Annotated in this window: 22 protein-coding genes and 3 tRNA genes; 4 read left to right on the top strand and 21 right to left on the bottom strand. The window is 49.0% G+C overall.

Annotated elements, in window-relative coordinates; genetic code table 11:
* Positions 1-63: 63 nt before the first annotated feature.
* Positions 64-252, bottom strand: a complete 189-nt coding sequence (locus ACFSUF_RS10510) for a hypothetical protein (RefSeq protein ID WP_377602675.1) — start codon at positions 250-252, stop codon at positions 64-66.
* A 42-nt stretch (positions 253-294) separates the two neighbouring features.
* Positions 295-648: a hypothetical protein gene (locus ACFSUF_RS10505; protein WP_377602674.1), complete on the bottom strand. Its 354-nt coding sequence runs from the start codon at positions 646-648 to the stop codon at positions 295-297.
* A 263-nt stretch (positions 649-911) separates the two neighbouring features.
* On the opposite strand from ACFSUF_RS10505, the gene ACFSUF_RS10500 reads away from it, so the two are divergent.
* A tRNA-Val gene (locus ACFSUF_RS10500) sits at positions 912-984 on the top strand.
* Between the two features lie 71 nt (positions 985-1,055).
* On the opposite strand, the gene ACFSUF_RS10495 is transcribed toward ACFSUF_RS10500, so the two are convergent.
* Positions 1,056-1,265, bottom strand: coding sequence for a hypothetical protein (locus ACFSUF_RS10495; protein ID WP_377602672.1), 210 nt, complete (start codon positions 1,263-1,265; stop codon positions 1,056-1,058).
* A 199-nt stretch (positions 1,266-1,464) separates the two neighbouring features.
* Between ACFSUF_RS10495 and ACFSUF_RS10490 the strand changes: the two genes are divergently transcribed.
* Entirely contained in the window at positions 1,465-2,379 is a 915-nt protein-coding gene (locus ACFSUF_RS10490) for an RluA family pseudouridine synthase (RefSeq protein WP_377602670.1), read from the top strand.
* A gap of 71 nt (positions 2,380-2,450) precedes the next feature.
* On the opposite strand, the gene ACFSUF_RS10485 is transcribed toward ACFSUF_RS10490, so the two are convergent.
* On the bottom strand, positions 2,451-2,846 hold the full coding sequence (locus ACFSUF_RS10485; protein ID WP_377602668.1) for a DUF2500 domain-containing protein: 396 nt from the start codon (positions 2,844-2,846) through the stop codon (positions 2,451-2,453).
* Positions 2,847-3,237: 391 nt separating this feature from the next.
* Between ACFSUF_RS10485 and ACFSUF_RS10480 the strand changes: the two genes are divergently transcribed.
* Positions 3,238-4,197, top strand: coding sequence for a protease complex subunit PrcB family protein (locus ACFSUF_RS10480; protein ID WP_377602666.1), 960 nt, complete (start codon positions 3,238-3,240; stop codon positions 4,195-4,197).
* 76 nt (positions 4,198-4,273) lie between these two features.
* Here ACFSUF_RS10480 and ACFSUF_RS10475 read toward each other — a convergent pair.
* From ACFSUF_RS10475 to ACFSUF_RS10435, 9 genes are all read right to left on the bottom strand, one after another.
* A tRNA-Ile gene (locus tag ACFSUF_RS10475) sits at positions 4,274-4,350 on the bottom strand.
* A gap of 13 nt (positions 4,351-4,363) precedes the next feature.
* Positions 4,364-4,437: transfer RNA gene (locus ACFSUF_RS10470), tRNA-Met, on the bottom strand.
* 94 nt (positions 4,438-4,531) lie between these two features.
* Positions 4,532-4,702 carry a hypothetical protein gene (locus ACFSUF_RS10465; protein ID WP_377602664.1) on the bottom strand — a complete coding sequence of 57 codons (171 nt, stop codon included), beginning with the start codon at positions 4,700-4,702 and terminating at the stop codon, positions 4,532-4,534.
* Between the two features lie 135 nt (positions 4,703-4,837).
* A complete protein-coding gene (locus tag ACFSUF_RS10460; protein WP_377602662.1) occupies positions 4,838-5,506 on the bottom strand; it encodes an SGNH/GDSL hydrolase family protein in 669 nt (222 codons plus the stop codon).
* Positions 5,507-5,632: 126 nt separating this feature from the next.
* On the bottom strand, positions 5,633-7,126 hold the full coding sequence (locus ACFSUF_RS10455) for an ABC transporter substrate-binding protein (protein WP_377602660.1): 1,494 nt from the start codon (positions 7,124-7,126) through the stop codon (positions 5,633-5,635).
* On the bottom strand, positions 7,116-8,018 hold the full coding sequence (locus ACFSUF_RS10450; RefSeq protein WP_377602658.1) for an ABC transporter ATP-binding protein: 903 nt from the start codon (positions 8,016-8,018) through the stop codon (positions 7,116-7,118). Before ACFSUF_RS10450 ends, ACFSUF_RS10455 begins: the two co-directional genes overlap by 11 nt.
* Positions 8,019-8,021: 3 nt before the next feature.
* The gene (locus ACFSUF_RS10445) at positions 8,022-10,931 is read right to left on the bottom strand and encodes an ABC transporter permease (RefSeq protein WP_377602657.1); all 2,910 of its coding nucleotides are present in this window, start codon (positions 10,929-10,931) and stop codon (positions 8,022-8,024) included.
* Between the two features lies 1 nt (position 10,932).
* Positions 10,933-12,033 carry an efflux RND transporter periplasmic adaptor subunit gene (locus tag ACFSUF_RS10440; RefSeq protein ID WP_377603151.1) on the bottom strand — a complete coding sequence of 367 codons (1,101 nt, stop codon included), beginning with the start codon at positions 12,031-12,033 and terminating at the stop codon, positions 10,933-10,935.
* The gene (locus ACFSUF_RS10435) at positions 11,999-12,721 is read right to left on the bottom strand and encodes an ABC transporter ATP-binding protein (RefSeq protein WP_377603150.1); all 723 of its coding nucleotides are present in this window, start codon (positions 12,719-12,721) and stop codon (positions 11,999-12,001) included. Before ACFSUF_RS10435 ends, ACFSUF_RS10440 begins: the two co-directional genes overlap by 35 nt.
* A gap of 356 nt (positions 12,722-13,077) precedes the next feature.
* Between ACFSUF_RS10435 and ACFSUF_RS10430 the strand changes: the two genes are divergently transcribed.
* Positions 13,078-13,599: an RNA polymerase sigma factor gene (locus ACFSUF_RS10430; RefSeq protein ID WP_377602656.1), complete on the top strand. Its 522-nt coding sequence runs from the start codon at positions 13,078-13,080 to the stop codon at positions 13,597-13,599.
* Between the two features lie 104 nt (positions 13,600-13,703).
* On the opposite strand, the gene pyrE is transcribed toward ACFSUF_RS10430, so the two are convergent.
* From pyrE to ACFSUF_RS10390, 8 genes are all read right to left on the bottom strand, one after another.
* On the bottom strand, positions 13,704-14,360 hold the full coding sequence (pyrE, locus tag ACFSUF_RS10425; protein ID WP_377602655.1) for an orotate phosphoribosyltransferase: 657 nt from the start codon (positions 14,358-14,360) through the stop codon (positions 13,704-13,706).
* The gene (gene pyrF / locus ACFSUF_RS10420; protein ID WP_377602654.1) at positions 14,347-15,090 is read right to left on the bottom strand and encodes an orotidine-5'-phosphate decarboxylase; all 744 of its coding nucleotides are present in this window, start codon (positions 15,088-15,090) and stop codon (positions 14,347-14,349) included. The genes pyrE and pyrF overlap by 14 nt, the downstream gene beginning before the upstream one ends.
* Positions 15,091-15,130: 40 nt before the next feature.
* Positions 15,131-18,340, bottom strand: coding sequence for a carbamoyl-phosphate synthase large subunit (carB, locus tag ACFSUF_RS10415; RefSeq protein ID WP_377602653.1), 3,210 nt, complete (start codon positions 18,338-18,340; stop codon positions 15,131-15,133).
* Positions 18,327-19,541, bottom strand: coding sequence for a glutamine-hydrolyzing carbamoyl-phosphate synthase small subunit (carA, locus tag ACFSUF_RS10410; RefSeq protein ID WP_377602652.1), 1,215 nt, complete (start codon positions 19,539-19,541; stop codon positions 18,327-18,329). The genes carB and carA overlap by 14 nt, the downstream gene beginning before the upstream one ends.
* Before the next feature lie 17 nt (positions 19,542-19,558).
* Positions 19,559-20,845, bottom strand: coding sequence for a dihydroorotase (locus ACFSUF_RS10405; RefSeq protein WP_377602651.1), 1,287 nt, complete (start codon positions 20,843-20,845; stop codon positions 19,559-19,561).
* A gap of 62 nt (positions 20,846-20,907) precedes the next feature.
* Positions 20,908-21,804, bottom strand: a complete 897-nt coding sequence (locus ACFSUF_RS10400) for an aspartate carbamoyltransferase catalytic subunit (protein WP_377603149.1) — start codon at positions 21,802-21,804, stop codon at positions 20,908-20,910.
* 21 nt (positions 21,805-21,825) lie between these two features.
* Entirely contained in the window at positions 21,826-22,377 is a 552-nt protein-coding gene (gene pyrR, locus ACFSUF_RS10395) for a bifunctional pyr operon transcriptional regulator/uracil phosphoribosyltransferase PyrR (protein ID WP_377602650.1), read from the bottom strand.
* A gap of 277 nt (positions 22,378-22,654) precedes the next feature.
* The gene (locus ACFSUF_RS10390; protein ID WP_377602648.1) at positions 22,655-23,896 is read right to left on the bottom strand and encodes an LL-diaminopimelate aminotransferase; all 1,242 of its coding nucleotides are present in this window, start codon (positions 23,894-23,896) and stop codon (positions 22,655-22,657) included.
* Between the last annotated feature and the right edge of the window lie 81 nt (positions 23,897-23,977).

Raw genomic sequence — 23,977 nt, 5'->3', positions numbered from 1 at the left:
TTCTATAAATAATACCCCCCCGATTGCTGCTTGGCAAGCTGTTCAACGGACAGAAACGCGTCGTCAAGCTTGAACGGATTTACGGGGTTTCCGCGGTTTTTTCGTCACTGGTTTAGCAGCATCTTCTTCTTTGACCTCAACAAGTTCTAGCCCCGCAAATGAAAGCTTTAAGTCCCGGAGCTTCTCTTCGGCACGCTGCTTCGTCATTCCTGTACCGAGAATTTGATTTTTGTAAGAAATATAATAGGCCATTTGTCTCTTCTTCCTTGCCCAAAATGTGGAGTATCGAACATGTTACCGTCTTGTATTATGCTTTTGGAGAAGCGTGCTGAACCGCTCAATAATCTGATGCTCCGGAAAAAGCTCAGTTACCTCTGACGTTTTCAGATTCGGAATGAGAAGGCTCCGGACAAACCGGATGTCCGTCTCGTAGCCGATTTCGGTTACAGCAAAATTCCCATCTTGTTTAAGCCAAAGCTCATTAAATTTTGCTGCATCTTGTTGACTCTCCTTCAGGATTACGAAAAAAGCTCGGATCGGCAGCCTTGGATCGGCCGGGCGCTGTTCAAGTACGTTTCCTTTGGTGACGGGATTAGAAAAAATAACGAATTTCGAGACCTTCTGGATTAGTAACTCTAAAGTTGTCATAGTCTTAAATACCTACTTTTTCATAGATTAGTTATATTATAAAGGATTCCGGCAAAATATGACATGATTTTCAGTAAACTATTTATAAAAATGTAATCTGCATTACAAGAATATCAGTGGTGATTGATATACATAGGCCGAATGGATTATTTTGGTTTTGATTCCTTACGTAGTATCTATACAGAAGAAAGAACTGAGCCGCCCAAAAAGTGTTGACATTGTGCAGAATAGTTGTTATTATACATTTTGTCGCCACTCAATTTGATCTGATAGCTCAGCTGGGAGAGCACCATCTTGACAGGGTGGGGGTCACAGGTTCGATCCCTGTTCAGATCATCACAAAGAGCAAGAACCGATATGGTTCTTGCTCTTTTTTATTGTTCCTTTGTTAGCGGATTCAGAAGAGGTCAGCTCTTTTTGGATTCTGCGCGCAGCAGCTTGTAACCGAAATAAATAGCGCCCAGCGTTCCTCCAAGACGCATTACATCCACGACGAGCTTCTGCAGCCAGTCCAATGAGGCCATATGATCGCTAAGGATAGACAGCCCGCTGTAAGGAGCAAGCATCAGCAGAAAACTCACGACAAACGCGCCAAACATGCCAAATTGACCGTTCATAGTTGGTATACCTCCTTTAGAAAATGAATGGTGTTACCGTATATGGTATGATCTGACTTGTCCGGTGGTTTGGATTCATTCCGAAAATGCGCGATTGCCCAAACACCATCATAGACTTGCTTAGGGCCCTTCGTTTGTTTTTCATCCGGATCATGGTATAGTGTAAGCATTATGAAATAGATGGAGAATGAGTGTATCGATGAATAACAAAAAAGCAACTCCAGCCAAACCTAAACAGCCGCTTATACGTGAATACACGGTAACGGAGCAGTCCGATCTTCTCCCCTTTCTGCTGGATAACGTAACAGGGATGGGCCGAAACTCTGTAAAATCCGCACTCTCACGCGGGCAAATTGCCGTAAACGGTAAGATCGCGACCACGCATAATCATCCGTTAAAGCCCGGAGATAAAGTCAGTGTAAGTAAAGAGAGAATCCCGGAACGTCCCCCGCTGGCCGGCGTCACCCTTCTTTACGAAGATAAGGATATACTAGTGATCACCAAGGAATCCGGGTTACTTTCAATTGCTTCCGACAAAGAAACCCAGCTAACGGCATACAGGCAGCTGATGGATCATGTCCGCGCTGCGGATCCGGCGAGCCGGATTTTCGTTGTACACCGTCTAGACAGGGACACCTCGGGTGTAATGATGTTCGCAAAATCCGAAGCAGTGCAGCAGAAGCTCCAAGAGCAGTGGAAAGAGCTGGTAAAGGAACGCACTTACATTGCTTTAGTGGAAGGACAGCTTAAGAAAAACGAGGGGACTGTCTCTTCTTGGCTTAAGGAAACCAAAACATTAAAAATGTATTCGAGCCCTTATCCGAACGACGGTCAGCACGCAATTACCCATTACAAAGTACTCCAATCCAACCGCAGCTACTCACTGCTTGAGGTGGAACTGGAGACGGGGCGGAAAAATCAAATCAGGGTACATATGCAGGATCTAGGCCATCCGGTTGTGGGAGATAAGAAATACGGTGCACGCGGCAGAGGAATCGGAAGATTAGGACTCCATGCGCGAGTCCTTGCCTTCATTCATCCCGTTTCGGGGAAGGAAATGCGGTTTGAGACTCCCATCCCGAAATTGTTTTCCAATGTTTTTCGTACGGTGTAACTTGCACAATCAATAAAGGATGGGAATCTTCGATTCCCATCCTTTTGCTATATCGCCTTTTTGGAGCCGACCTACATTTTCACGTATTCTCTGTTTCGAACGAAATGATGGTATCTGGTCCCTTGATAGCTCAACGTTCCTATATCCCCCTCCGCCAGTAAGCCATATTCTGTATTAGCTACCGCAAATTCCGTCCTGGTACCGTCTGTTTGTTCAAAAGTCACAAAATAAGATGTGGAAGCCGAAGAATCACCTGAACCGCCCCATACTTCGTACCTTTTGGAGATAATTTTTGCCTCAATATTCAAAATAGGAGAAGCATTGTTCGCAGACCATTGCCGAACTCCTCCGAATATTTTGTAGGCAATGAGACCGGCAATAGAACAGAATATTAGTAGAAAAAACGTTAAAAACACTGGCGGTGCTCCATGAAAAAAACCTCCGGAAACTCCGGGCTGCTCAAACATCTGTTACTCCTCCGTTTCATTTCTGTATGTATATGACAATCTGTAAGCCAAACCGTCCCGAGCCGCCTTGATTCCGAGTGCAGAAAGCTTTACATAAACCGAATCGGCCATAAATAAGTCCGTATTTAAATTATAGCTTCGATCCAGAGTAAGGACGACTTCCTTTTAGAGTCCGTTGCTCCGCACATAACTCCTACAATGAAAATACTGAATCCAAGCACATACAAGAGAGATACGTTCACCTTATTCCTCCTTTTTCCTTATATGGTATAGTATACATGAAATTCACCCCTTCGAGGGACACTAAAGCGAGTTATTATCCCGCAACCTTTCTTTCTGCTTCCCCGTCTATGGAAGTGATTATCAAACTACTACTGTTGAGGTGAGATTCATGAATATGAAAAAAGCTGGTTTACTGTTCCTAATGCTTGCTGTGTTTCTGATGGCGGGCACTACAGTTTCAGCTTTCTCGGATGTGCAATCCAACGAAGACGGGAGCAAGATTGAAACTTTGGTAAAAGAAAAAATACTAACCGGGGTATCAAAAGATCGCTTCGGTTCCAAAGAGAAAGTTTCCTTTGCTCAAGGAGTTGCCATGATCGTTAAATCCACCGGGATCCATATTGACAATCTGCGTTTTTTCAAAGCTCCGAAAGCAAGCGACTATTTCCCGAAGGTACCGGACCAGGCTTGGTACTCGCAGTTTTTTATTATTGCAGCATGTAACGGCCTCGACCTTCCTAAAGACATCGATCCGTCCACCAACATGACAAGGGAGCAGTTTGCCCACTATTTGTTCAAAGCCATTACTGCGAGAGGGGATTTTGCCTACCCCGAAATGTTTGTGATCATAAAAGACGAAGATCAGGTGACCAAAACTTATATGGACAGCATCCAACATGTGCTGATTGCCAAAATTGCTTCCTTGGATTCCAACAACAAGTTCCGTCCGAAGCAACTCTTGATCCGTTCAGATGCGGCTGTCATGTCTTACAATGCAAACCGCTTCCTGAGGGCCTCCCAACCGATTCAACCGCAGCCTCCCGGAGAGGACACCAATACTCAAGTACAACTTACAACTACGGCCGTAAATCAGGATATTACAAAAGTGATCTTAACCGCTCAACTCCCAAACCCTGGATATGGGATTGTAATTACGAAGGTTGCCTATACTGAAGACACAGCAGTCATTTCCTATAAGGTTATGAGCCCCGATCCCGATAAAATGTATCCTCAAGTAATTACCGAAGCGAAAACAGTAACTTACATCCCTTCTGTTTATAAAGCTGTCCTTTCACCTGATTCGGAAGGAACAAAGCCTCCTGGAATTCAAATGAAGCAAGCTTCATAAAACAGAAAGAAAGCCCTCTGAGGTTACTCAGAGGGCTTTCTTGTTTATGTATTTGTTGCTCACCGTATCATACTTATGGTGGGCCCTGAGGGACTCGAACCCCCGACCAATCGGTTATGAGCCGACCGCTCTAACCAACTGAGCTAAGGGCCCTTATGCAATAGTATTGCGGGGGCAGGATTTGAACCTGCGGCCTTCGGGTTATGAGCCCGACGAGCTACCGAGCTGCTCCACCCCGCGTCAGAGTTTGCATTATTTCGAACAGCGACAACTAATAATATACACTATTCGAGAGCCATAAGTCAATCTTTTTTTAACAAAAGGGATAACAGATTTACGTCTGATGCGTATAACGGACACCGAATCTTCCTTTACGTGAACGGAATACTTCAATTTCCCGCGGACATTCGTACCCGTAAATCCACCAGTCATTCTCCATTCGTTTCGCTAAACAGCCTGCCTGGAATTTCGTTTCGTATAACCGGCCCCAATAGACCCAATTCATGATGATCCTGCTCCTTTACAACTTCATTTATGCAGCAGGGTCCGCTGCCTTATTTATCTATAGATTACCCATGTTCCCGCAAAATAAAGCCTTCCCTGAATGGAAGATATATAAAAAAAGACCGAACAAGTCGGTCTAAACATTTGCTTTCCTCAGTGCCCAGTCAAAATCCAGAACATCCAGCAGCGCTCGGGCAATTGTCATATGCCCAGTAAAATTAGGATGAACCCGGTCCCAGGCTAAAGTGGCGGGATAAATATGTTCCATTAAGCGATCCATATATGCCTGAGTATCAACATATAAAGCTCCGTATTCTTCAGCAATATTCTTTACTGCTTTTCCATACCGGTCCATCATAGCACGCATCGCATCCTCTTTATTAGGCTCCAAATAAAATGGGGCCATCAGCACGATCCCTTTCACCTGCGAGGAAGTTCGCCCAACCAATGACCGGAGGGTAGATTCGTATTCATCTATGTATACATGTGATTCCTTAATCAAAGGCTGATCAAATTGGCGCCATACATCATTGATTCCGATCAGGATGGACACCCAATCCGGTTTTAACTGTATTACGTCCGTCTCCCAACGTCCTTTCAAATCTTTGATTGTATGGCCGCTTGAACCCATATTGATCATTCGTATTCCTAGCTCGGGATAAAAGGAATGGATCAAACCTTCCGCAAGCGCCGCATATCCTTTCCCTATACCATCAAACAAGCCCTCACCTTGCGGGTGCTTTCTGCCGCAGTCCGTGATGGAATCGCCAATCAAAACCCAAGTATCGCTTTTAGCTAATTTCACTGTATGTCCCTCCCATGTAAATCAATCACTTCACCGTATGCATTCGCCGTTTCATTCGAGAATCCTTTCTTCGCCGTGAAGCAAAAATAAGGTGCCGTTGAAAACGGCACCTTATTCAGACCTGCATTACTTGCTGTACACCGCTCCGCCTACGTCCCCCCCGATCGGGGCAGAAGGATTCTTCTTAATCTCCTGGAGCATCGCGTTCCCTTCTGTGTTCCATTCTTTCAGGGCATCGCGGACTTTTTTCTTTCCTTTAATCACTTCCTGGAACTTGTTCCGTCCAATCTCCTGAACACGGTACAGGTTAGGCATCTGTTGATAAAGCTTGCTTAAATTATCCTGAGTCGGAACCGGAGTCAGTTTGTAAAATGCAGCGATATTATAGTTATAACCATCTTTAGGTTTGTTGTATTTAGTGCGGGATACAAGTTCATAACTGCTGCGGGACTTCAGTTTCGCCCAATCTTCACCGTTAATAAATTTGATCAGATCCCATGCATCCTTCACGTTCTGGGCCTTTGCATTAATTCCCATTACGCTGTTCATCCAAATATTCCCGCCTACTGTCGGCTGTTCAGGGTGAACAGGTACGGTGACAACATCCCAGTCGGGAGGCGTAAAACCTTCTACTTTAGATGCATTTTTGCTGGCATCAATCAATTGATTGATATATCCATAGTTAGCTATGGTCATAGCGACTTTGCCTGACATAAAATTGTCGCCTTGGAACGGATTATATGCCTGTTTGGAATCCATCGGCATCGGCTTGCCCGGATCTTGCATTTCAGGCATGATCTTCTCATTATAGATTTGAGATATCGTAGTCCATACTTGTTCCCATTTATCCGTATCTACCGTCATCTTCTCGGCCTTCTCGTCAAACATGGACAACTGAAGCGGTGCCGTATACGCCATCATATCGTAAAAAGGATCAGATCCGCTGTAATTGTTAAAGGAAAAACCGTATTTTGCATTTTCTCCTGTTCCGCTTTTCAATTGACGGGCCTTATTGAACAGATCGTCCCAAGTCATGCCGTCTGCAGGCGGTTCTACCCCTGCTGCCGTAAATAAAGCTTTGTTATAGAACAATGCTGAGGAGGAGAAGGTCGGCGCCAAGGCATAGAGCTTATCGTCCCCCAACTTTTTGAGACCGTCGTAAACGGCTGGAACCAATTCCGACGGATCAAACTTATCCTCCGTCATCATAGGATCCAACTGTGTCAGCATGTTATCATCGATGAAAGACTGCAGCTGCTGATAATCAACCAGCACGACATCCGGAGGGTTCGGACCGGTCATTTTCTTTTTCATTTCCTCGATCGGATCTTTAGGCTTTTCTCCCTCTTTCGGCTGCTGTTCATATCCGTACATGCTTTGTTCCACTGCCGGAATGATCTCGATGGTAATATTAGGGTGGGTATATTCATATATCTCCGTGTACTGCTGGCGAAGCCATTGATCATCGCCTCCGCCGCCAAACATCGTGGCGATCCGCAGCACTCGCTGCTCATTGTCCTTCGCTTCGCTATTGTTATTGCATGCTGCGAGTACCGGTAGAACTAAGGATAAGGCCAAGCCGGCTACAAATGATTTCTTTAGTTTCTGTTTACTGCTCATTTGTCTTCCCCTCCAACTGAATAGGTGCTTTAATAATAATTTTCTCTCCGTCAAACTCCATTGAGGCTTTATCCTTAATGTTCAAAGCGCTTAAATAGTCACGCGGTATTTGCAGCCTGCCTACGCGGTCCACGACCACATACTCTTCATGTACACGGTGCAGCGGCTGGAACCCGCCTCCCCCCTCTTCACCTCCATCCGGAATTAAATTCGGATTGCGCTTGATAAACTCGGTACTTGTTAATCCATCCCTAATCGCTACGACTCGGTCCACCTTATCCGCCAGCGACAGATCATGCGTAACAATTACGATGGTAATGCCAATATCGCGGTTTAATCTTCGAAAAATATCCATGATCATATCGGATGTCTGTGTATCGACCGAACCGGTCGGTTCATCCGCAAGAAGAAGATTTGGCCTATTGGCAAGTGAAATGGCAATCGCTACCCGCTGTTGTTCTCCGCCGGACAACTGCTGAAGCTTGTTATGCATCCGCTCCTTCAGGCCCACCCATTCCAATAACTGCTTGGCATAAGCTTTATCATGTTTGCCTCCGAGCATCATCGGCATTTCCACATTCTCCAAAGCCGACAAATAAGGAAGCAGATTCCTCGCATTGTTCTGCCAAATGAAGCCAACCGTTTTACGTTTATATTCTACAAGTTGATCATCCGTAATTTTCAGAAGATCCCATTCGCCGACCCGTACCTGGCCGGCGGAAGGGCGGTCCAGGCCTCCGAGAATATTAAGCAAGGTTGATTTCCCGCTGCCGCTGTTTCCGATTATTGCCATCATTTCGCCTGGTTTCACGGAAATGTTCAGTCCTTGCAGGGCTACAACCTCCAAGTCTTCCGTCTTATAGATTTTTACTAGGCCTTCACAATGAATCATTTCTTACCGCTCCTCTCCCAGCTTCACTGCCTGGTGTACCCGAAGCCTGCGAACTTGCAGGAACAGGAGTGCAGCCCCTGTCACCATCATAACTGCTATAACGATGTATAGCTGCATCGTATCCTTGGATTCGAATATGACACGGAACGGGGGAACCTGCGTTTGTGTGTTTTGCGTCGTCTGCAGGAACGGAAGAAACAGGAGGCTTGTAAGTTTACCTATACCGATTCCAAGACCTATGGAGAGTCCTGCTGTGAACACTTGTTCCAGCAGAAGCATCCCTGTTAACTGCCTTCGGGAAAGCCCCATAGCCCGGAGAACACCGAATTGAACAACCCTGCCGGAAAGATTGAAAAACCAGTAAAGGATATATCCGATTAATGAAACCAGCACGGAAACAAGGAACCCTAAACTAAGAATGCCGAACACACCCCCGCGGGTAGGATGCTTCCCTTGAACGATCAGCTCGGATCTTACATCTTTGACGGTAGCCAGATCAATTCCCTTCTCCTGCAGCTTTGTTATCAAAGGAGCTACTTTAGCGTCGGGCTTCATTTTCAACCATACCTCATAAGGAATCTTAGGTACTTGGTCGTAAATATAGTCCAAATTTGCAATATAGAACGGCGTCTGTTCCGGATACTGGGTAGGCCAGTAAGGAAGCACCGCTACGATTACGAAATCGACAGGGATCTGGTTCATTGCAATCGAAATTGTATCCCCTGGCTTTAATTGATTTTTCTCTGCTACGTTTGAAGAAATTATGACAGCATGTTCGTAAGAGCCCAACACGTTAAGGTACTTAAACGGATGCACCGGGAATAAATCGTCACGGAACCACGCTACTTTAGCGAAGTCCACGTTATCGATCCCCATAACAATCCCTTGCCCAATCGTTCTTCCGGAAACATTGACGCTGCCTTTCGTTTTCAGAACCCTTGCGGCGGCTTCCACCCCGTCCAGTGTTCGGAACACTTCAAACGGCGGTTCGTTATATACGATCTTCCGGGGAGGCTCATTCCCTCCGCCCGGACTGCCCGGGCTGCCTCCCGGGTTACCTCCCGGATTTCCACCGCTTCCACCGTTACCGCCGCCTCCGGTTCCTCCGCCGTTTCCTGAACCCTGTCCGCCGCCTTGCCCCGGCGTTACGTCGGCATAACCTTCCCACACGGTTTGGATCGTTACATCGGAACCGTATTGGTATAAAGTGCGCTCCGTTGAATTCAGATCAATCGTACGGGCAGCCGAAGAATTATAAACGCCCAATCCAAGTGTGAGTATCAGAAGGAGCATTAGCGGGTAATATGCTTTAGATGATCTGGACAGCTGAGTTAAGGTCAGGTATACCGGAACCGGGAATACCCTTTTGCCAATCCAGTTCAAAACCTTTAACAGCCAAGGGAAAATACGGAGAAACACCAGTCCCAGCGCGAAGATGGACAGTGCCGGCACGAAGAATAGAAACGGCTGTACCTCAAGCTGATCTGTTGTTAATCCGGTTTTTACCGCTAAAAATTGCCTCTCGTTAAATAGATACCAGCCGTAACCTGCCAGCCCAGCCAAAACAAGATCAAGAAACCATCGCTGCCAGTAAGGTTTCTGGTCGGACCTTGCCAAGCTTTTTTTGTAATCTACGATAGATTGCCGGGCATAAAGTACGGCTGGAATGACACTGGCCAGCACAGCCAGCAAGACAGCCAATGCCCCGGCAATCAGAGCGTCTGAGGAGACTCCAACCGGAATTGATTTTCGATCTACGAAAGTGAGAAACCCGCTCGCTGATCCAATGCTTTTCGCCAGAAACCAGCCGATAAACGGTCCAATCGCAAGAGCAACTGCCCCAAGAATAAGCCCTTCCAGCAGATAGATCCATATGACCTGCCATGTACTGCTTCCGCGGCTCCTTAACACAGCAATGTCACTCTTCTGTTTATCCAGTGACTGCCTCGCGTTCATTGCAATATAATAAAACACCATAGCCAGCATAGGAGCAGCTAATGTGAACAGCAAGGTCTGCAGCTGCAGGCTTTGCCGCCTGAATTCTCCAAGCAGATCGATAAAGGAGATATCCACTTTGGTGTCTTTCAACCGTTGGTATAACTCAATATTTAAGCGGTCCAACTTGCCGGCCAGCGGAGAGAGCTGACTGGTTTGAATGTCCCTTAAATCGAACGCATAATACCAGTTCGCGATATTCAGCGGAACTTTCCTAGTTTGCAGGAGTTCACCCATCAGAACCTGATCGCTTATGATCAGAGCATTCATATACCCTTCCAGTCCTTGATACCAATAAGGGTCATTGTCCTCTTTCGGCTTAAAGGCGCCGGTGATTTTCACTTGAACAGGATCTGCGGGTCCGGGTAGATCGTATTCGAATACGTCACCTACATGCAGGTCGTTCCGGTATAAGGCCTCCTCCAGAACGGCGGCTTCAATCATTCCATTCACGGAGTTATCAGCCGGCTCTTTTCCTTTAGTAAATTCAGCATGGTTTACAAGACCGCTCAGGCTGGAGATGGACATTTTGCGGCTGATGCTAGCATCCACTTTGTCCGGGTCCGCCGGAACCAGCTTTGAGCTGCGTATGGAGAGGTTTCGGACATAAGTCCGGAAAGGAAATCCGATACTTTCCGGAATTTCCTTTTCAATATAACCGTTCACTTCCTGAAGGGACTTAAGATCTGTGTCGGTGCCGCCTGTCGCCTGGTATCTCATTTGAAGAGATCCGGCTGGCAGCCCGGTGCTGTTATCAGCCAGGGAAGCCGTTATTACACGTTTGAGCGCACCGTCCGCATACATCGGAATACTCGTGGAAAACGCTACGGCTACCAGTAGGCCGAGCAGAGTGCTGGCCGTAAGCCAGCGGGTGTTCCACATTTTGCGGAACAAAAACCGGAGCAGCGGAATTCCCATATCAGTTACCTACCACTTTCTGCCCCGGCTGGAGTCCTTTAACGATTTCCGCATCCGTCGAAGTACGTTGACCAACTTCAACATCCACTTCCCGTTTCCCTTGTTCGTCGGAAACAATAACATAAGTACGTCCGCCGATCGTACGGAGTGCCGATAAAGGGATTAAAATCGCATTTTCTTTACGGTCTACTACGATAGACACGGACAACGGCGTATTACGTCCTAGGTTGGCCGGCATTTTATCCAGCTTCACGACCAGATAATTCTCAATGGAATCCTTCTGTTCGCCGGCGCCTCCTCCTTCCCCAGGCAAACCTCCGCCGCCGTTCTCATTATCATCCGTTATGACAGGAAGCTGTTTCACTACTCCGGTGTGTTTGCCGGCGGCATTAATATCGACTGTAGCCTTCATGCCGATCGCCACTTTTTCCAAATCATCTTTGCTGATTTTGGCGGCAACGGTAAGCTGGGATAAATCCGCTATGACAGCAATCGGATCGTATGCTTTCACAACCGCACCTTTCTGAACCGGAACAGAGACAATCGTGCCGCTGTAAGGGGCCGTCAGCACCGCTTTACCGATCGCCTCCTGCTGATCGGCGATAGCCTGTTTCTTCTCTTCGAATGAGATCATCTGGCCCTCAAATTCCAGCGGATCCATTTCATCTTTCTTGCGAAGCGTTTCCTTCATAGCTAATTCATCTTTACGGAACTGAAGCTTTGCGTCCCTAAGCTGCTTCTTCAAGTCCTCGACATCCAGTACCGCGATAACCTGGCCTTTCTTAACAACATCCATAGGACGGACATACAACTCTTTCAAACGTTTGTCGTTCTCCGTAAAAAAGAGAGGCTCCTCCTGCATAGACATCAGCTTCCCGCTTCCGCGGACGGTATTCTCAATGGTTTCCGAACGGACGGTGTAAACCGGCTTCTGCGATATTTTGGGGGGATTAATGACAGGCAGGACTTCTTCTTCGTCCTCTTTAGGCAGTAATGAGCAGCCTGTTGCGCTTAGTACGGCCGCACATAATAAGACAGCCAAAATCGGCCTGTGTAAAGCACGGGGTTTAGTTAGTGACGAATCTACCGTCCACCATTTCATAGACACGGTCGGCAACCTCCAAAATCGTAGGATCATGTGTAGTCATACAAATTGAAACTTTTTCGGTTTTGATAATATTCTGAAACACATTCATCACTTGCGCTCCCATCTGGGAATCGAGCTCAGCGGTGGGTTCATCAGCGAGGAGCAGCGCCGGCCTGTGGGCAATTGCCTTGGCGATCGCTACACGCTGCTGTTCTCCTCCGGACAATTCGAAAGGTCTGTGGTGCATCCGCTTACCCAGCCCTACAAGCTCCAGGCAATGCTGTACTCTTTCTTTCCACTCCGTACGGGGGATATCCGCCATGCGCAGCGCCAGCTCCACGTTTTCCCAAGCAGAGAGCAGCGGCATTAGGGCAAACGCTTGAAAAATAAAGCCCATTTCCTTACGGCGGACACTCGTTCTCTGATCATCGCCCCATTGATGGAACGGGCGGTTTCGGAAGTAAATCTCACCTTTGGAAGGCTGGTCCAAGCCTCCGAGCATATTCAGCAGCGTCGTCTTTCCCGAGCCTGAGCGGCCCCGCAGCATAATAAGCTGCCCGGAGCGGAGTTCCATATCGATACCCTTGAGCACATCGATCTTACGCGATCCGGTCTGAAAGGATCGGTGTACACCGCGCACAACCAACAGTTCTTCTTCCCCGACGACGTCAGTTACCCCTTCCAAAGAGGCGGAACCAAGCATGTCTTCCACAACTCCGGACGGTCCCGCAGCGGGCGGCTCATCTGAGACAGCTGTATTATGTATTGCCTGATCTGGAATCCGTTGTTTTCGAAAGAATCCCATCTGTATCCGCCCCCTTCTGCATTTCTCTATTTATCCAGTTAGACGTACCAAAAAAGTAAAAAGTTACGAACAGAGGAAAGTTTTTTTACAAAGGAATTCCGTAGAGATAAGTTGAATTTTTCGGGATAACACTTTAATATAAGGGGACTTTGGAACTATTTTACAAAAATTTACCGAATTGTAACCTCTTTTGATGTATAATTTTACATAATATCATTAAGAAATCTTGTGAGAAGAAGAAAGAGGAAAACCGGATGTACCCACAGAGCGCAGTTGAGGAATTCCAACATGTATACGCACAATACAAATTGACAGTGTACCATTTTATGTACCGCTTAACCCGCAACCATCACGAAGCGTCCGATTTGATGCAGGATACTTTCCTGCGTTTCTACCAAAGCGGAAGCAGTGTACAGGGCAAAAGCATCAAATCATGGCTTTTTCAAACTTCCTATCGCGTATTTGTAGATCATTACCGCAAGAAACAAAAGCGTAACTGCTCTCCGTTCGATCTTGCGCCCGAACCGGCTTGTCCCGAAACCGCGCATCCGGAGCAATGCTGCATACATAATGAATGGGAAGAAGAGCTTCATCGGCAGCTGGAACGCCTTAAGCCGCGGGACCGCCAAATTTTACTGCTGCTTGCGTATGAGGAATTATCCTACAGGGAAATCGCCGAGCGGTTGGATTGTTCGGAATCGACCATTAAGACTGCGATTCACCGCGCCCGGCTGAAAATGAAAAGGGATAGCGGGTACCTGGCTGCATCGGTGTAACGATGTGCTTCCTATTCGCCCGAATTTCTGTTTGCTGACGCGAACATAGAACACAAAGCGGCATAAAGAAAGGACAGGGGATCTTTCCCCTGTCCTATTTCCGTTTAATTCCGGCCGAAAGCAGCCGGATTCTCGCGCCAATCCTGAAGAAGCTTGATGTCTTCCGGGGCAATCTTTCCGGTATCAACCGCTACTTCGGTTAATGCTGTGTAATTGGAAAGTGTATGAAGAGCCACCCCTGCGCTTTCGAACGCCTCGGCTGCCTTTTGCAGCTGGTATGTGAAAATAGCCATCACACAGAGCGCTTCCGCTCCTGCGTCCTTCACCGCCTGAGCCGCTTTCAGTGAGCTTCCTCCCGTGGAGATCAGGTCCTCAATAATGACAACCTTCTGTCCAGGCTGGACAGTCCCCTCGATCAAGTTCTCTTTACCGTGGCCCTTAGCTTTATCCCGTACGTAGATCATTGGAAGATTCAGCTTCTGAGCAACCCACGCTGCGTGCGGAATACCTGCAGTTGCCGTGCCTGCAATGACATTAGCGTCGGGAAACAAGCTGCGGATCAGTACTGCAAATCCATCGGCAATTTGCTCTCTTACAGCCGGATGGGACATCGTTAAACGGTTATCGCAATAGATCGGGGATTGAATGCCCGATGTCCAGGTGAAAGGCTGCTTCGGACGGAGCGCCACCGCTCCGATCTCCAGCAGATGCCTCGCAATTCTGGAAGGCATTTGCTCCATTACAGTTTCAGTTGTGCTCATAAGCTTCAATCCCTTCAATAATGGTTTCAAGCGCGCTTCGCGGATGATCAGAACCGGTAATCGGCCTCCCGATGACGATATAATCTGTCCCCTGGGCGAACGCCTCCGCTGGTGTAAGTACCCTAGTCTGGTCTGCTAAGGCGGATCCCGCCGGACGAATGCCCGGCGTCACCGTCTTGAAGTCCGTTCCGCAAACCTCTTTTATCTTTGTCACTTCCAAAGGGGATGCTACAACTCCATCCAAACCTGAAGCTTGTGCCAGCTGCGCATACCGCAGCACACTGTCCTCCACTGTACCGGCAATGCCGATCTCTGTATTCAGCATTTCTCGGCTTGTGCTTGTAAGCTGCGTTACTCCGATCACGACCGGCCGGGTCAGGGAAGAGTCGGATGCTAAGGCCTCTTCTACCCCTTCAAGTGCCGCCTTCATCATCGATCCGCCGCCTGCACAATGGACATTGAACATGTCTACACCAAGCTTTGTTACGCTGGCCGTTCCGCCTTTGACTGTGTTCGGAATGTCATGCATTTTTACATCCAGGAACACTTTATATCCTTCTTGTTTCAGCTCTCTTACGAAAGCAGGACCCGCGGAGTAAAACAGCTGCATCCCCACTTTCATATAACAGGGGATGCCGGCCAGCTCCCGGAGAAGCTTCCTGGCGTCATCGGCGCCGGGATAATCCAGCGCCACCATGATTCGCCCTGCTGTCTGGGATAAAGTTGTCATGCAGCGTTCCTCCTTTATAGCTCGAAAAGTTATCCCTATCTTATAGAACCGGCATCGGCCTGGATGAGAAGTTGATCGCCTGAAGCATCGTCAGCAAAGCTTTCACCGTATCCAGCGACGTCATGCAGACAATTCCGTTCTCAACCGCTTCGCGGCGGATTCTAAACCCGTCACGCTCCGGCGTTTTGCCTTTGGTCAGCGTATTTACTACGAAGTGGGCTTCCCCTTTGCGGATCAGATCCAAAATGTTAGGGGACCCTTCGCTCAGCTTATGCACCCGGGTAACAATCAGGCCGGCTTGCTCGAAAGCGTCGGCCGTTCCGCCGGTAGCTACGATTTTGTATCCCAGGCTGGAGAAGCCGCGGAAAATTTCAATCGCCTCTTCTTTGTCTTTATCGGCCACCGTTGCTACGATGTTGCCTGTCGGCGGAATTTTCATACCGGAACCGATCAACCCTTTATAGAGAGCTTTGGCGTAATTTACATCACGGCCCATAACTTCGCCAGTCGATTTCATCTCAGGGCCCAGTGTTGTGTCTACTCTGCGCAGCTTGGCAAAGGAGAACACCGGCACTTTCACCGAGACGAACTCGTCTTCTCTCCAAAGTCCGCCCTCATAGCCAAGTTCAGCCAGCTTTTGGCCCATAATCAACTTCGTCGCCACATTCGCCATCGGAATGTTCGTTACTTTGCTTAGGAACGGAACTGTCCGGGAAGAGCGCGGGTTCACTTCGATTACATACACTTGATCTTTAAAGATGACATACTGGATATTCACTAATCCGACTACTTTCAGCTCAAGCGCTATCCGGGTTGTGATATCTACGATTTGCTGCTTAATTTCAGCTGACAGGGATTGCGGCGGATATACGGCGATCGAGTCTCCTGAGTGAACCCCAGCACGCTCTACATGTTCCATGATGCCTGGAATCAATACGGTCTCCTGGTCGCAGATGGCGTCGACTTCCACTTCCTTGCCCAGCATATAGCGGTCGATCAGTACCGGGTGCTCCGGATTGATTTTTACTGCGTATTCCATGTAGCTCAGCAGTTCTTCGTCGGAGTACACGATCTCCATGGCGCGGCCGCCAAGTACGTAGGACGGTCTGACCAGTACCGGGTAACCCAGCTTAGATGCAACGCCGACAGCCTCATTAACAGACGTTACAGTGCTGCCTTGCGGCTGTGCGATCTTCAAGCTACTGAGCATGGCTTCAAACTTTTTGCGGTCTTCCGCAGCATCGATGCTTTCCAGCGAAGTTCCGAGAATGCGTACGCCTGCTTTAGCAAGCGGTGCAGCCAAGTTGATCGCGGTTTGGCCTCCGAACTGTACGATCACCCCGATCGGATTCTCCTGCTCGATGACGTTCATCACATCTTCAAAGAAGAGCGGTTCGAAGTATAGACGGTCCGAAGTGTTAAAGTCCGTAGATACGGTTTCCGGGTTATTGTTGATAATGACCGCTTCGTAGCCCGCATCCTGAATCGCCCATACCGCGTGTACGGTAGAGTAGTCGAACTCGATACCCTGCCCGATCCGGATCGGACCGGACCCTAGTACAACCACTTTCTCTTTGGTGCTGGATGAAACTTCGTTCTCGGTTTCGTAAGTGGAATAATAATATGGCGTTGTCGCTTCAAATTCAGCAGCGCAGGTATCGACCATTTTGTAAACCGGTTTCAGGCCGTTGCTTAAGCGCAGGCTGCGCACTTCATTTTCGTCTGTTAGGCCGCTAAGATTGCCTTCCCGGCGCAGTTCCGCTACAGCCCGGTCAGTGAACCCAAAACGCTTAGCCTGGTAAAGCAGTTCTGCCGTCAGCTCCTGTTGAGTGCGAAGTTGATCCTCAAATGTAATCAGCTTCTCGATTTTGTGTAGGAACCACCAATCAATGTTGGTCAGATCCTGAATTTCCTGCAGGGAGAGACCGCGGCGATATGCTTCAGCAATGAGGAACATCCGCTCATCATCCGGCTTAACCAGTCTCGCGCGCAGCGTTTCATCATCCAGCTCATCCGCTCCTTTCAGGAACAGGCGGTGGACGCCTACTTCAAGCGAGCGCACAGCTTTTTGGATCGATTCTTCAAACGTGCGGCCGATCGCCATGACTTCTCCGGTCGCTTTCATCTGTGTACCCAGTTTCCGGTTGGCAGATGTGAATTTATCGAACGGCCAGCGCGGAATTTTTGTTACGATGTAATCCAGCGTAGGCTCAAAGCATGCATAGGTCTGGCCTGTGACCGGGTTGATGATTTCATCCAGCGTGTAGCCGATCGCAATTTTGGCGGCCATCTTGGCAATCGGATAACCGGTTGCTTTGGATGCCAGCGCGGAAGAACGGCTCACCCGCGGGTTTACTTCTATGACATAGTACTGGTAGCTGTGCGGGTCCAGTGCGTATTGAACGTTACAACCGCCTTCGATGTTCAGGGCACGGATAATTTTCAGCGACGCGGAGCGAAGCATTTGATATTCCCGGTCGGATAACGTCTGGCTAGGCGCAACAACGATGGAATCCCCTGTGTGAACCCCTACAGGATCGAAGTTTTCCATGTTGCAGACCACGATACAGTTATCGTTCGCATCGCGCATGACTTCGTACTCGACTTCTTTCATGCCCGCAATGCTGCGCTCGATCAGACATTGTCCGATCGGGCTGTAGCGGATACCGGAGGCTACCGTTTCCAGCAGCTCTTCTTCCGTGGCGCAAATTCCGCCGCCTGTACCGCCTAATGTGTAGGCAGGACGGACGATAATCGGATAGCCAATCTCGTTGGCAAAGTCCACAGCTTCCTGTACTGTCGTCACGATCACGCTTTCAGGTACAGGCTGTTCAAGTTCTCTCATCAGGTCGCGAAACAGATCGCGGTCTTCCGCTTTTTCAATGGCAGTCAGCTGTGTGCCCAGCAGCTTTACATTCTCCCGCTCCAGTACGCCTGCACGTGCGAGTTCCACTGCCATATTCAAACCCGTTTGTCCGCCTAGCGTTGGGAGCAAGCCGTCCGGACGCTCTTGGCGGATAATTTGCGTTACATAATCTAATGTAATCGGCTCGATATACACTTTATCAGCCATGTTGGTGTCGGTCATAATTGTGGCCGGGTTGCTGTTAATCAGTACGACTTCCATTCCTTCTTCTTTCAAAGCCTGGCAAGCCTGCGTACCGGCATAGTCAAATTCCGCAGCCTGTCCGATGACGATTGGACCGGATCCAATCACGAGAATTTTTTTGAGTTCATTATTTTTGGGCATATGCGAATTCTCCTTTCGGGGCTGCTTTAGCGGCTGCTGCCGCTCGTGCTGCAATCTGCGCCTGACGCGGAGGCAGCGGGTTGTTGAGCTTATGCTCACGGATCATATCCACGAACTGGTCAAACAAGTAGCTCGAATCGAATGGTCCCGGAGCCGCTTCCGGATGGTATTGAACCGAGAAAGCCGGGTATTTCTTATGCTTCAGACCTTCAATGGTCTTATCGTTGTTATTGATATGTGTAACTTCCAGTTCCGTCGAGCCGATCGAAGCTTCATTCACTGTGTAGCCGTGGTTCTGGGAGGTGATGTAGCAGCGGCCGGAAGCCAGATCTTTAACCGGATGGTTCCCGCCTCTATGACCGAATTTCAACTTCTCTGTGTCTGCTCCGCAAGCCAGCGCGAACAGCTGGTGTCCCAGGCAGATACCGAAGATCGGCACTTCGCCAAGCAGTTCCTTGATCATATTGGCTGCATGCAGCACATCCTTCGGGTCTCCAGGACCGTTAGATAATTGAATGCCGTCAGGGTTCAGCTTGCGGATTTCGTCTGCGGTTGTATCGTGCGGTACCACTACTACATCACAGCCGCGCTTCGTTAACTCTCGCAAAATTCCGCTCTTGGAGCCAAAGTCAACAAGCACGACCCGCTCGCGGTCTCCCGGCACATGAATTACGTTGCGGGTAGACACTCGGCTGACCTGATCCGTCATCAACTTCGAAGCAGCCATCATTTCCAGAAGTTCCGCTTGGGACTGGGAACCAGTCGTCAGAATTCCTTTCATGGCACCGTGATTACGGATGATTCTGGTAAGCATCCGCGTATCAATTCCGCTGATACCGATAATGCCGTACTCTTTGAGAAGTTCGCTTACGGAAAGCTGCGCACGCCAGTTGCTTGGCACTTCTTCATGCTCCCGGACTACAAAGCCGTGTACAAAGGGACGGATCGATTCAAAATCATCCCGGGTAATACCGTAATTACCGATCAGCGGGAATGTCATCGTAACGATTTGTCCGCAGTAGGAAGGGTCCGACAATACTTCCTGGTACCCTGTAATTCCTGTGTTGAATACCACCTCGCCGACCGAGGCCCCTTCACTTCCGAACGAAGTGCCCGTAAACATTGTTCCGTCTTCCAAAACCAATCTTGCCTGCTTCATCCTGGTCACCCCTGCTTCATTGTTTAACTTCGTTATGTTCATTAGGCGTTTACATCCCGTTATTCAGCCCAGACTAATTTTCCTGCCACTAAGGTATGCGTTGGCCAGCCTTTTAGGTTCCAGCCCGTAAATGGAGTATTTCTGCCTTTGCTGACAAAAGTTTCAGGATCAACCTGCCGTTCCGACTCGAGATCAACGATAGTCAAGTCCGCCGCAGCTCCAACCTCGAGCTTGCCCCAAGGCAATCCAAACACATTTGCGGGAGCAGCGGTCATTTTATCTAGAAGAAATGCCAGCGTCCACTGTCCCGTAACCACAAACTTCGTATACAAGAGAGGGAAGGCTGTTTCAAACCCTACGATCCCGAAAGGAGCCAGCTGCATTCCCTTCGCCTTTTCTTCAGCACTATGCGGGGCGTGGTCCGTTACAACCATATCGATCGTTCCGTCCGCAAGAGCCTCAATCATCGCATCGACATCTCTTCGGGAGCGCAGAGGCGGATTCATTTTCCAGTTCGCATCCAGCCCCGGGATATCTTCATCCGCGAGAAGCAGATGGTGCGGGCACACCTCAGCCGTTACTTTAATGCCCAGCTGTTTGGCCTGCCGGATCAAGCGCACTGATTGCTCTGTGCTTACATGGCAGACGTGGTAATGAACCCCGGTTGCTTCCGCCAGCAAAATATCGCGCCCCACATGAATCGCTTCGGATTCGTTCGGAATCCCTTTAAGCCCATGCCTTTCCGCAAAAGCTCCTTCCGCAACAGGCGCTCCTACCACCAGAGTTTCATCTTCACAGTGCGCGATTACGGGCATATTCATCGAAGCCGCAAGCTTCATCGCGTCCTTCATCATTTGGGCGCTTTGTACGCCTACCCCGTCATCCGTAAACCCGATTGCTCCGGCTTCCTTCAGTGCTGTGAAATCGTTCAGTTCCCGGCCCAGCTGGTTCACCGTAATTGCAGCGTAAGGCAGCACCCTAGCCGCACCCGCTTCTTCCGCCTTGGCTAATACGGAAGCAATGACTTCAGTCGTCCCGATCACCGGCTTCGTATTCGGCATGCAGGCGATCGCTGTAAAACCGCCTTTGGCAGCAGACATAGCACCGGTTGCGATCGTTTCTTTGTATTCAAAACCCGGCTCTCTTAAATGCACATGCATATCGATGAATCCCGCGGATACGAGTTTCCCCTCGGCGTCAATCACCTGAGCGTTCCCGGTATCGGGCAGCCCTTCTGCCGCAGAAATGATCTTGGAAATAACTCCGTCCTCAACATACAGATGCTTCTTCTCTTGTGCGTTCGTCTCCAAATTCACTGTAGTTCCGTTCAATATCCAAGTCGACATAACGTCCTCCCCGCATGCTCACTTCTATTATTATTCTTTGACTCTATTAGCAGATTGACTCCTCAGCTAAGAGCACGTTCCACAACCGCCATCCGGATCGGAACCCCGTTGCTCATCTGTTCAAAAATTTTGGACTTTTCATGCTCCACCAGAACGCTGTCGATTTCTACATCCCGGTTTACCGGAGCTGGGTGCATGATAATGGCGTGATCCGCCATCCGCCTCATTCTTTCAACGGTGAGTCCATATCCTTCGCGGTACTCTTCCGCTTGGCCCATAAGCCCTTGCTCATGGCGTTCCAGCTGGACTCTCAACATCATCACCACGTCCGCCCGGATTGCTTCTTCCATAGGAACGTAAGGTGCGTAACCTTCTAAATCCGGCGCCTTCATGCTGTCCGGAGCGCAAAACTGAACCTTGGCACCGAGCTTCGTCAGAGCCCATAGATTAGAGCGGGCTACACGGCTGTGATTGATATCGCCGATGATGGAGACCGTCAGTCCGCGAATCTCTCCAAAATGCTTGCGCATCGTGTAAAGATCAAGAAGCGCCTGTGTCGGATGCTCGTTGTTGCCGTCCCCTGCATTAATCAGCGGCATCTTGATAGTTTCCGCAAGTTCCGCTAGGACACCAATCGGCTTAAGCCGAATGACACCTGCATCCACCCCGGTCGACTCTAAGGTGCGTACCGTGTCGTAAATGGATTCGCCCTTTTGCACGCTGGAAGCAGCTGCGGCAAAGTTCATGACTTGGGCTCCCAGTCTCTTTTGGGCCATTTCAAAAGAGAAGCGCGTTCTGGTGCTGTTCTCAAAAAACATATTTGCAATAAATGTTCCGTTCAGCACATCCGTCTGTTTTGTCGGAAAGGCTTCCCAGTAGGCAGCTCTGTCCAGTATTGAAACTATTTCTTCGCTGTCCAGATTTCTGAGTCCCAACAGGCTTCTGGATTTTACTTTCATCGCTGTTCCGTTCATCGGTGTTTATCCCCTTTGCTGAAAAATGACTACCTGATCCTCGCTGTCAATTTCCGTGAGCGTAACTTCGATCTGCTCAAGTTTGGAAGTAGGCACGTTCTTTCCGATATAATCCGGCCGAATCGGCAGCTCCCGGTGTCCCCGGTCTACGAGAACCGCCAGCTGTATCGACTGCGGTCTGCCCAGATCCATCAATGCATCCATGGCGGCGCGGATCGTTCTGCCTGTGTAGAGCACATCGTCTATCAGTATGATTCGCTTGCCTCGCGTCGGGAACGGTATATCCGCAACAGGCGCTCCAGTGTGAGTTCCGGGATCCTTGTCCTCCAGATCGTCCCGATAGGAAGTGACGTCCAGCTCTCCGACCGAAATCGGAGTGTCTTCAATTTCGCGGATCCGCTCGGCCAGCCGTCTGGCAAGAAATGCTCCCCGTGTACGGATGCCAACCAAGACACAATCTTCAACCCCTTTGTTGCGCTCCAGTATTTCGTGCGCAATCCGGGTTAATGCCCGGCGGATTGCCGTTTCATCCATAATCACATGCTGCTGGTCAGCCATTTCGGATCTCTCCCTTTGCATTCTAGGCGAAGCGAACCTTTGCCGGTTACAGGGTACAAAAAAACCCCCTTGCCCGTAAGCAAGGGGGTTTACGTTCGTACACCCATAGAGAGTCATGGATCATGTAGGCAGATGCCGTACGCACGCATGCGCACGAATCCGCTGGGATCCGACCTCTTAACGTAACCTTGCCAGCCTCTCGGGACTGTATTTAAAGGTTCTATTCAACTAAGAGGATTATTGCATTTTCGACAAAAGAAGTCAAGCCTAAAGCGGATTAAAATTCAAATTCAACGTCGGTCAACCGGCGCTTGATTTCATCAATGACCAGCTTCTCCTGCTCTTCGCCGTTTGCAATAAACGTTACGGAGAAACGGACGAAATGGCCTGCATCGTCCCAAGGCACAGTGGAGATCAGTTTCTCGCGAATCAGAAACTGGGAGAAATCTTCTGCAGTTTCAAACCGCTGTCCGCCTTTAATGCCCTTCGGCGCTTCCACATACAGGAAAAAAGAGCCTTTCGGTTTCGATGCAGTAAAGCCGACTTCATTCAGAGCGGCTACCAGCATATCATGTCTTCTGGAGTATTTCTCAGCGATTTTTTCCGTAATCTCAGGATGCTGCAAGCCCCATGCCGCAGCTTTCTGAATCGCAATGAACTGTCCGGAATCGTTGTTATCCTTGACATCTCCGAACGCTTTCACTACAAGAGGATTACCGGCTACAAAACCGATTCTCCAGCCGGTCATGTTGTAGGATTTAGATAGAGAATGCAGTTCCACACCGACTTCTTTTGCGCCAGGAACAGACAGGAAGCTGAGCGGTTTCAAACCGTCGTAGGTCAAAGCAGCGTAAGGTGCGTCATGGACTACAACAATGTCGTTCTTCTTTGCAAAAGCTACAACCTTCTCAAAAAATTCCGGAGTAGCGCTTGCACCCGTAGGGTTGTTTGGATAATTCAGGTAAAGAAGCTTAGCGCGCTTCGCAATGTCCGCAGGAATCGCATCCAGATCGGGCAGGAAGTTATTTTCTTTTGTAAGCTGAACATTGTATACCTCTCCGCCGAGGTATTTCGTGTGGGTGCCCAAAACAGGGTAACCCGGCACGGTCATAATCGTTACATCACCCGGGTTGATAAAGCAGGACGGAAGCATAGCCAGCGCCGGCTTAGAGCCGATGGAATGCAGAATTTCCGTCTCAGCATCAATGCCTTCCACATTAAATACATTCTTAAGATATTCCGCAGCCGCTTGCTTGAACTCAGCAATGCCGTTGTCGGCATAGCCGCGGTTCTCCGGCTTGGAAGCTTCTTCAGCCAATTTAGCGACGATTCCCGCATCGGCCATTTCGTCCGGTTCGCCTACACCCATATCGATTAATTCTACATTCGGATGCTCTTTCTTAGCCGCTGCTTTCGCACGTTTGATTTTTTCAAACTTGTAGATGGCCGTTCCTTTACCGTAATTAGCTCCGCCGATGCGGTCTGCGAATAGTTGCTGGATATAAGTTTCTTCACTCATGAGTGCAGCTCTCCCTTAATCGTAGTAACGGATAAAATAGTTGTTTCAACAAGATATAAGTAAGCTTTCTTCAACCTTCAA

Origin of the sequence: Paenibacillus gansuensis, from assembly GCF_042684925.1 — a bacterium.
Classification (GTDB): Bacteria; Bacillota; Bacilli; order Paenibacillales; family DY6; genus Paenibacillus_N; species Paenibacillus_N gansuensis.
The sequence above is the reverse complement of the archived record's forward strand: the minus strand, read 5'-3'. Positions and strand labels throughout refer to the sequence as shown.

Coding starts and splice junctions, on each gene's coding strand:
- ACFSUF_RS10510 (WP_377602675.1), bottom strand. CDS start 252: ATGGCCTATTATATTTCTTACAAAAATCAAATTCTCGGTACAGGAATG.
- ACFSUF_RS10505 (WP_377602674.1), bottom strand. CDS start 648: ATGACAACTTTAGAGTTACTAATCCAGAAGGTCTCGAAATTCGTTATT.
- ACFSUF_RS10495 (WP_377602672.1), bottom strand. CDS start 1,265: ATGAACGGTCAATTTGGCATGTTTGGCGCGTTTGTCGTGAGTTTTCTG.
- ACFSUF_RS10490 (WP_377602670.1), top strand. CDS start 1,465: ATGAATAACAAAAAAGCAACTCCAGCCAAACCTAAACAGCCGCTTATA.
- ACFSUF_RS10485 (WP_377602668.1), bottom strand. CDS start 2,846: ATGTTTGAGCAGCCCGGAGTTTCCGGAGGTTTTTTTCATGGAGCACCG.
- ACFSUF_RS10480 (WP_377602666.1), top strand. CDS start 3,238: ATGAATATGAAAAAAGCTGGTTTACTGTTCCTAATGCTTGCTGTGTTT.
- ACFSUF_RS10465 (WP_377602664.1), bottom strand. CDS start 4,702: ATGAATTGGGTCTATTGGGGCCGGTTATACGAAACGAAATTCCAGGCA.
- ACFSUF_RS10455 (WP_377602660.1), bottom strand. CDS start 7,126: ATGAGCAGTAAACAGAAACTAAAGAAATCATTTGTAGCCGGCTTGGCC.
- ACFSUF_RS10450 (WP_377602658.1), bottom strand. CDS start 8,018: ATGATTCATTGTGAAGGCCTAGTAAAAATCTATAAGACGGAAGACTTG.
- ACFSUF_RS10445 (WP_377602657.1), bottom strand. CDS start 10,931: ATGGGAATTCCGCTGCTCCGGTTTTTGTTCCGCAAAATGTGGAACACC.
- ACFSUF_RS10440 (WP_377603151.1), bottom strand. CDS start 12,033: ATGAAATGGTGGACGGTAGATTCGTCACTAACTAAACCCCGTGCTTTA.
- ACFSUF_RS10435 (WP_377603150.1), bottom strand. CDS start 12,721: ATGCTTGGTTCCGCCTCTTTGGAAGGGGTAACTGACGTCGTCGGGGAA.
- ACFSUF_RS10430 (WP_377602656.1), top strand. CDS start 13,078: ATGTACCCACAGAGCGCAGTTGAGGAATTCCAACATGTATACGCACAA.
- pyrE (WP_377602655.1), bottom strand. CDS start 14,360: ATGAGCACAACTGAAACTGTAATGGAGCAAATGCCTTCCAGAATTGCG.
- pyrF (WP_377602654.1), bottom strand. CDS start 15,090: ATGACAACTTTATCCCAGACAGCAGGGCGAATCATGGTGGCGCTGGAT.
- carB (WP_377602653.1), bottom strand. CDS start 18,340: ATGCCCAAAAATAATGAACTCAAAAAAATTCTCGTGATTGGATCCGGT.
- carA (WP_377602652.1), bottom strand. CDS start 19,541: ATGAACATAACGAAGTTAAACAATGAAGCAGGGGTGACCAGGATGAAG.
- ACFSUF_RS10405 (WP_377602651.1), bottom strand. CDS start 20,845: ATGTCGACTTGGATATTGAACGGAACTACAGTGAATTTGGAGACGAAC.
- ACFSUF_RS10400 (WP_377603149.1), bottom strand. CDS start 21,804: ATGAAAGTAAAATCCAGAAGCCTGTTGGGACTCAGAAATCTGGACAGC.
- pyrR (WP_377602650.1), bottom strand. CDS start 22,377: ATGGCTGACCAGCAGCATGTGATTATGGATGAAACGGCAATCCGCCGG.
- ACFSUF_RS10390 (WP_377602648.1), bottom strand. CDS start 23,896: ATGAGTGAAGAAACTTATATCCAGCAACTATTCGCAGACCGCATCGGC.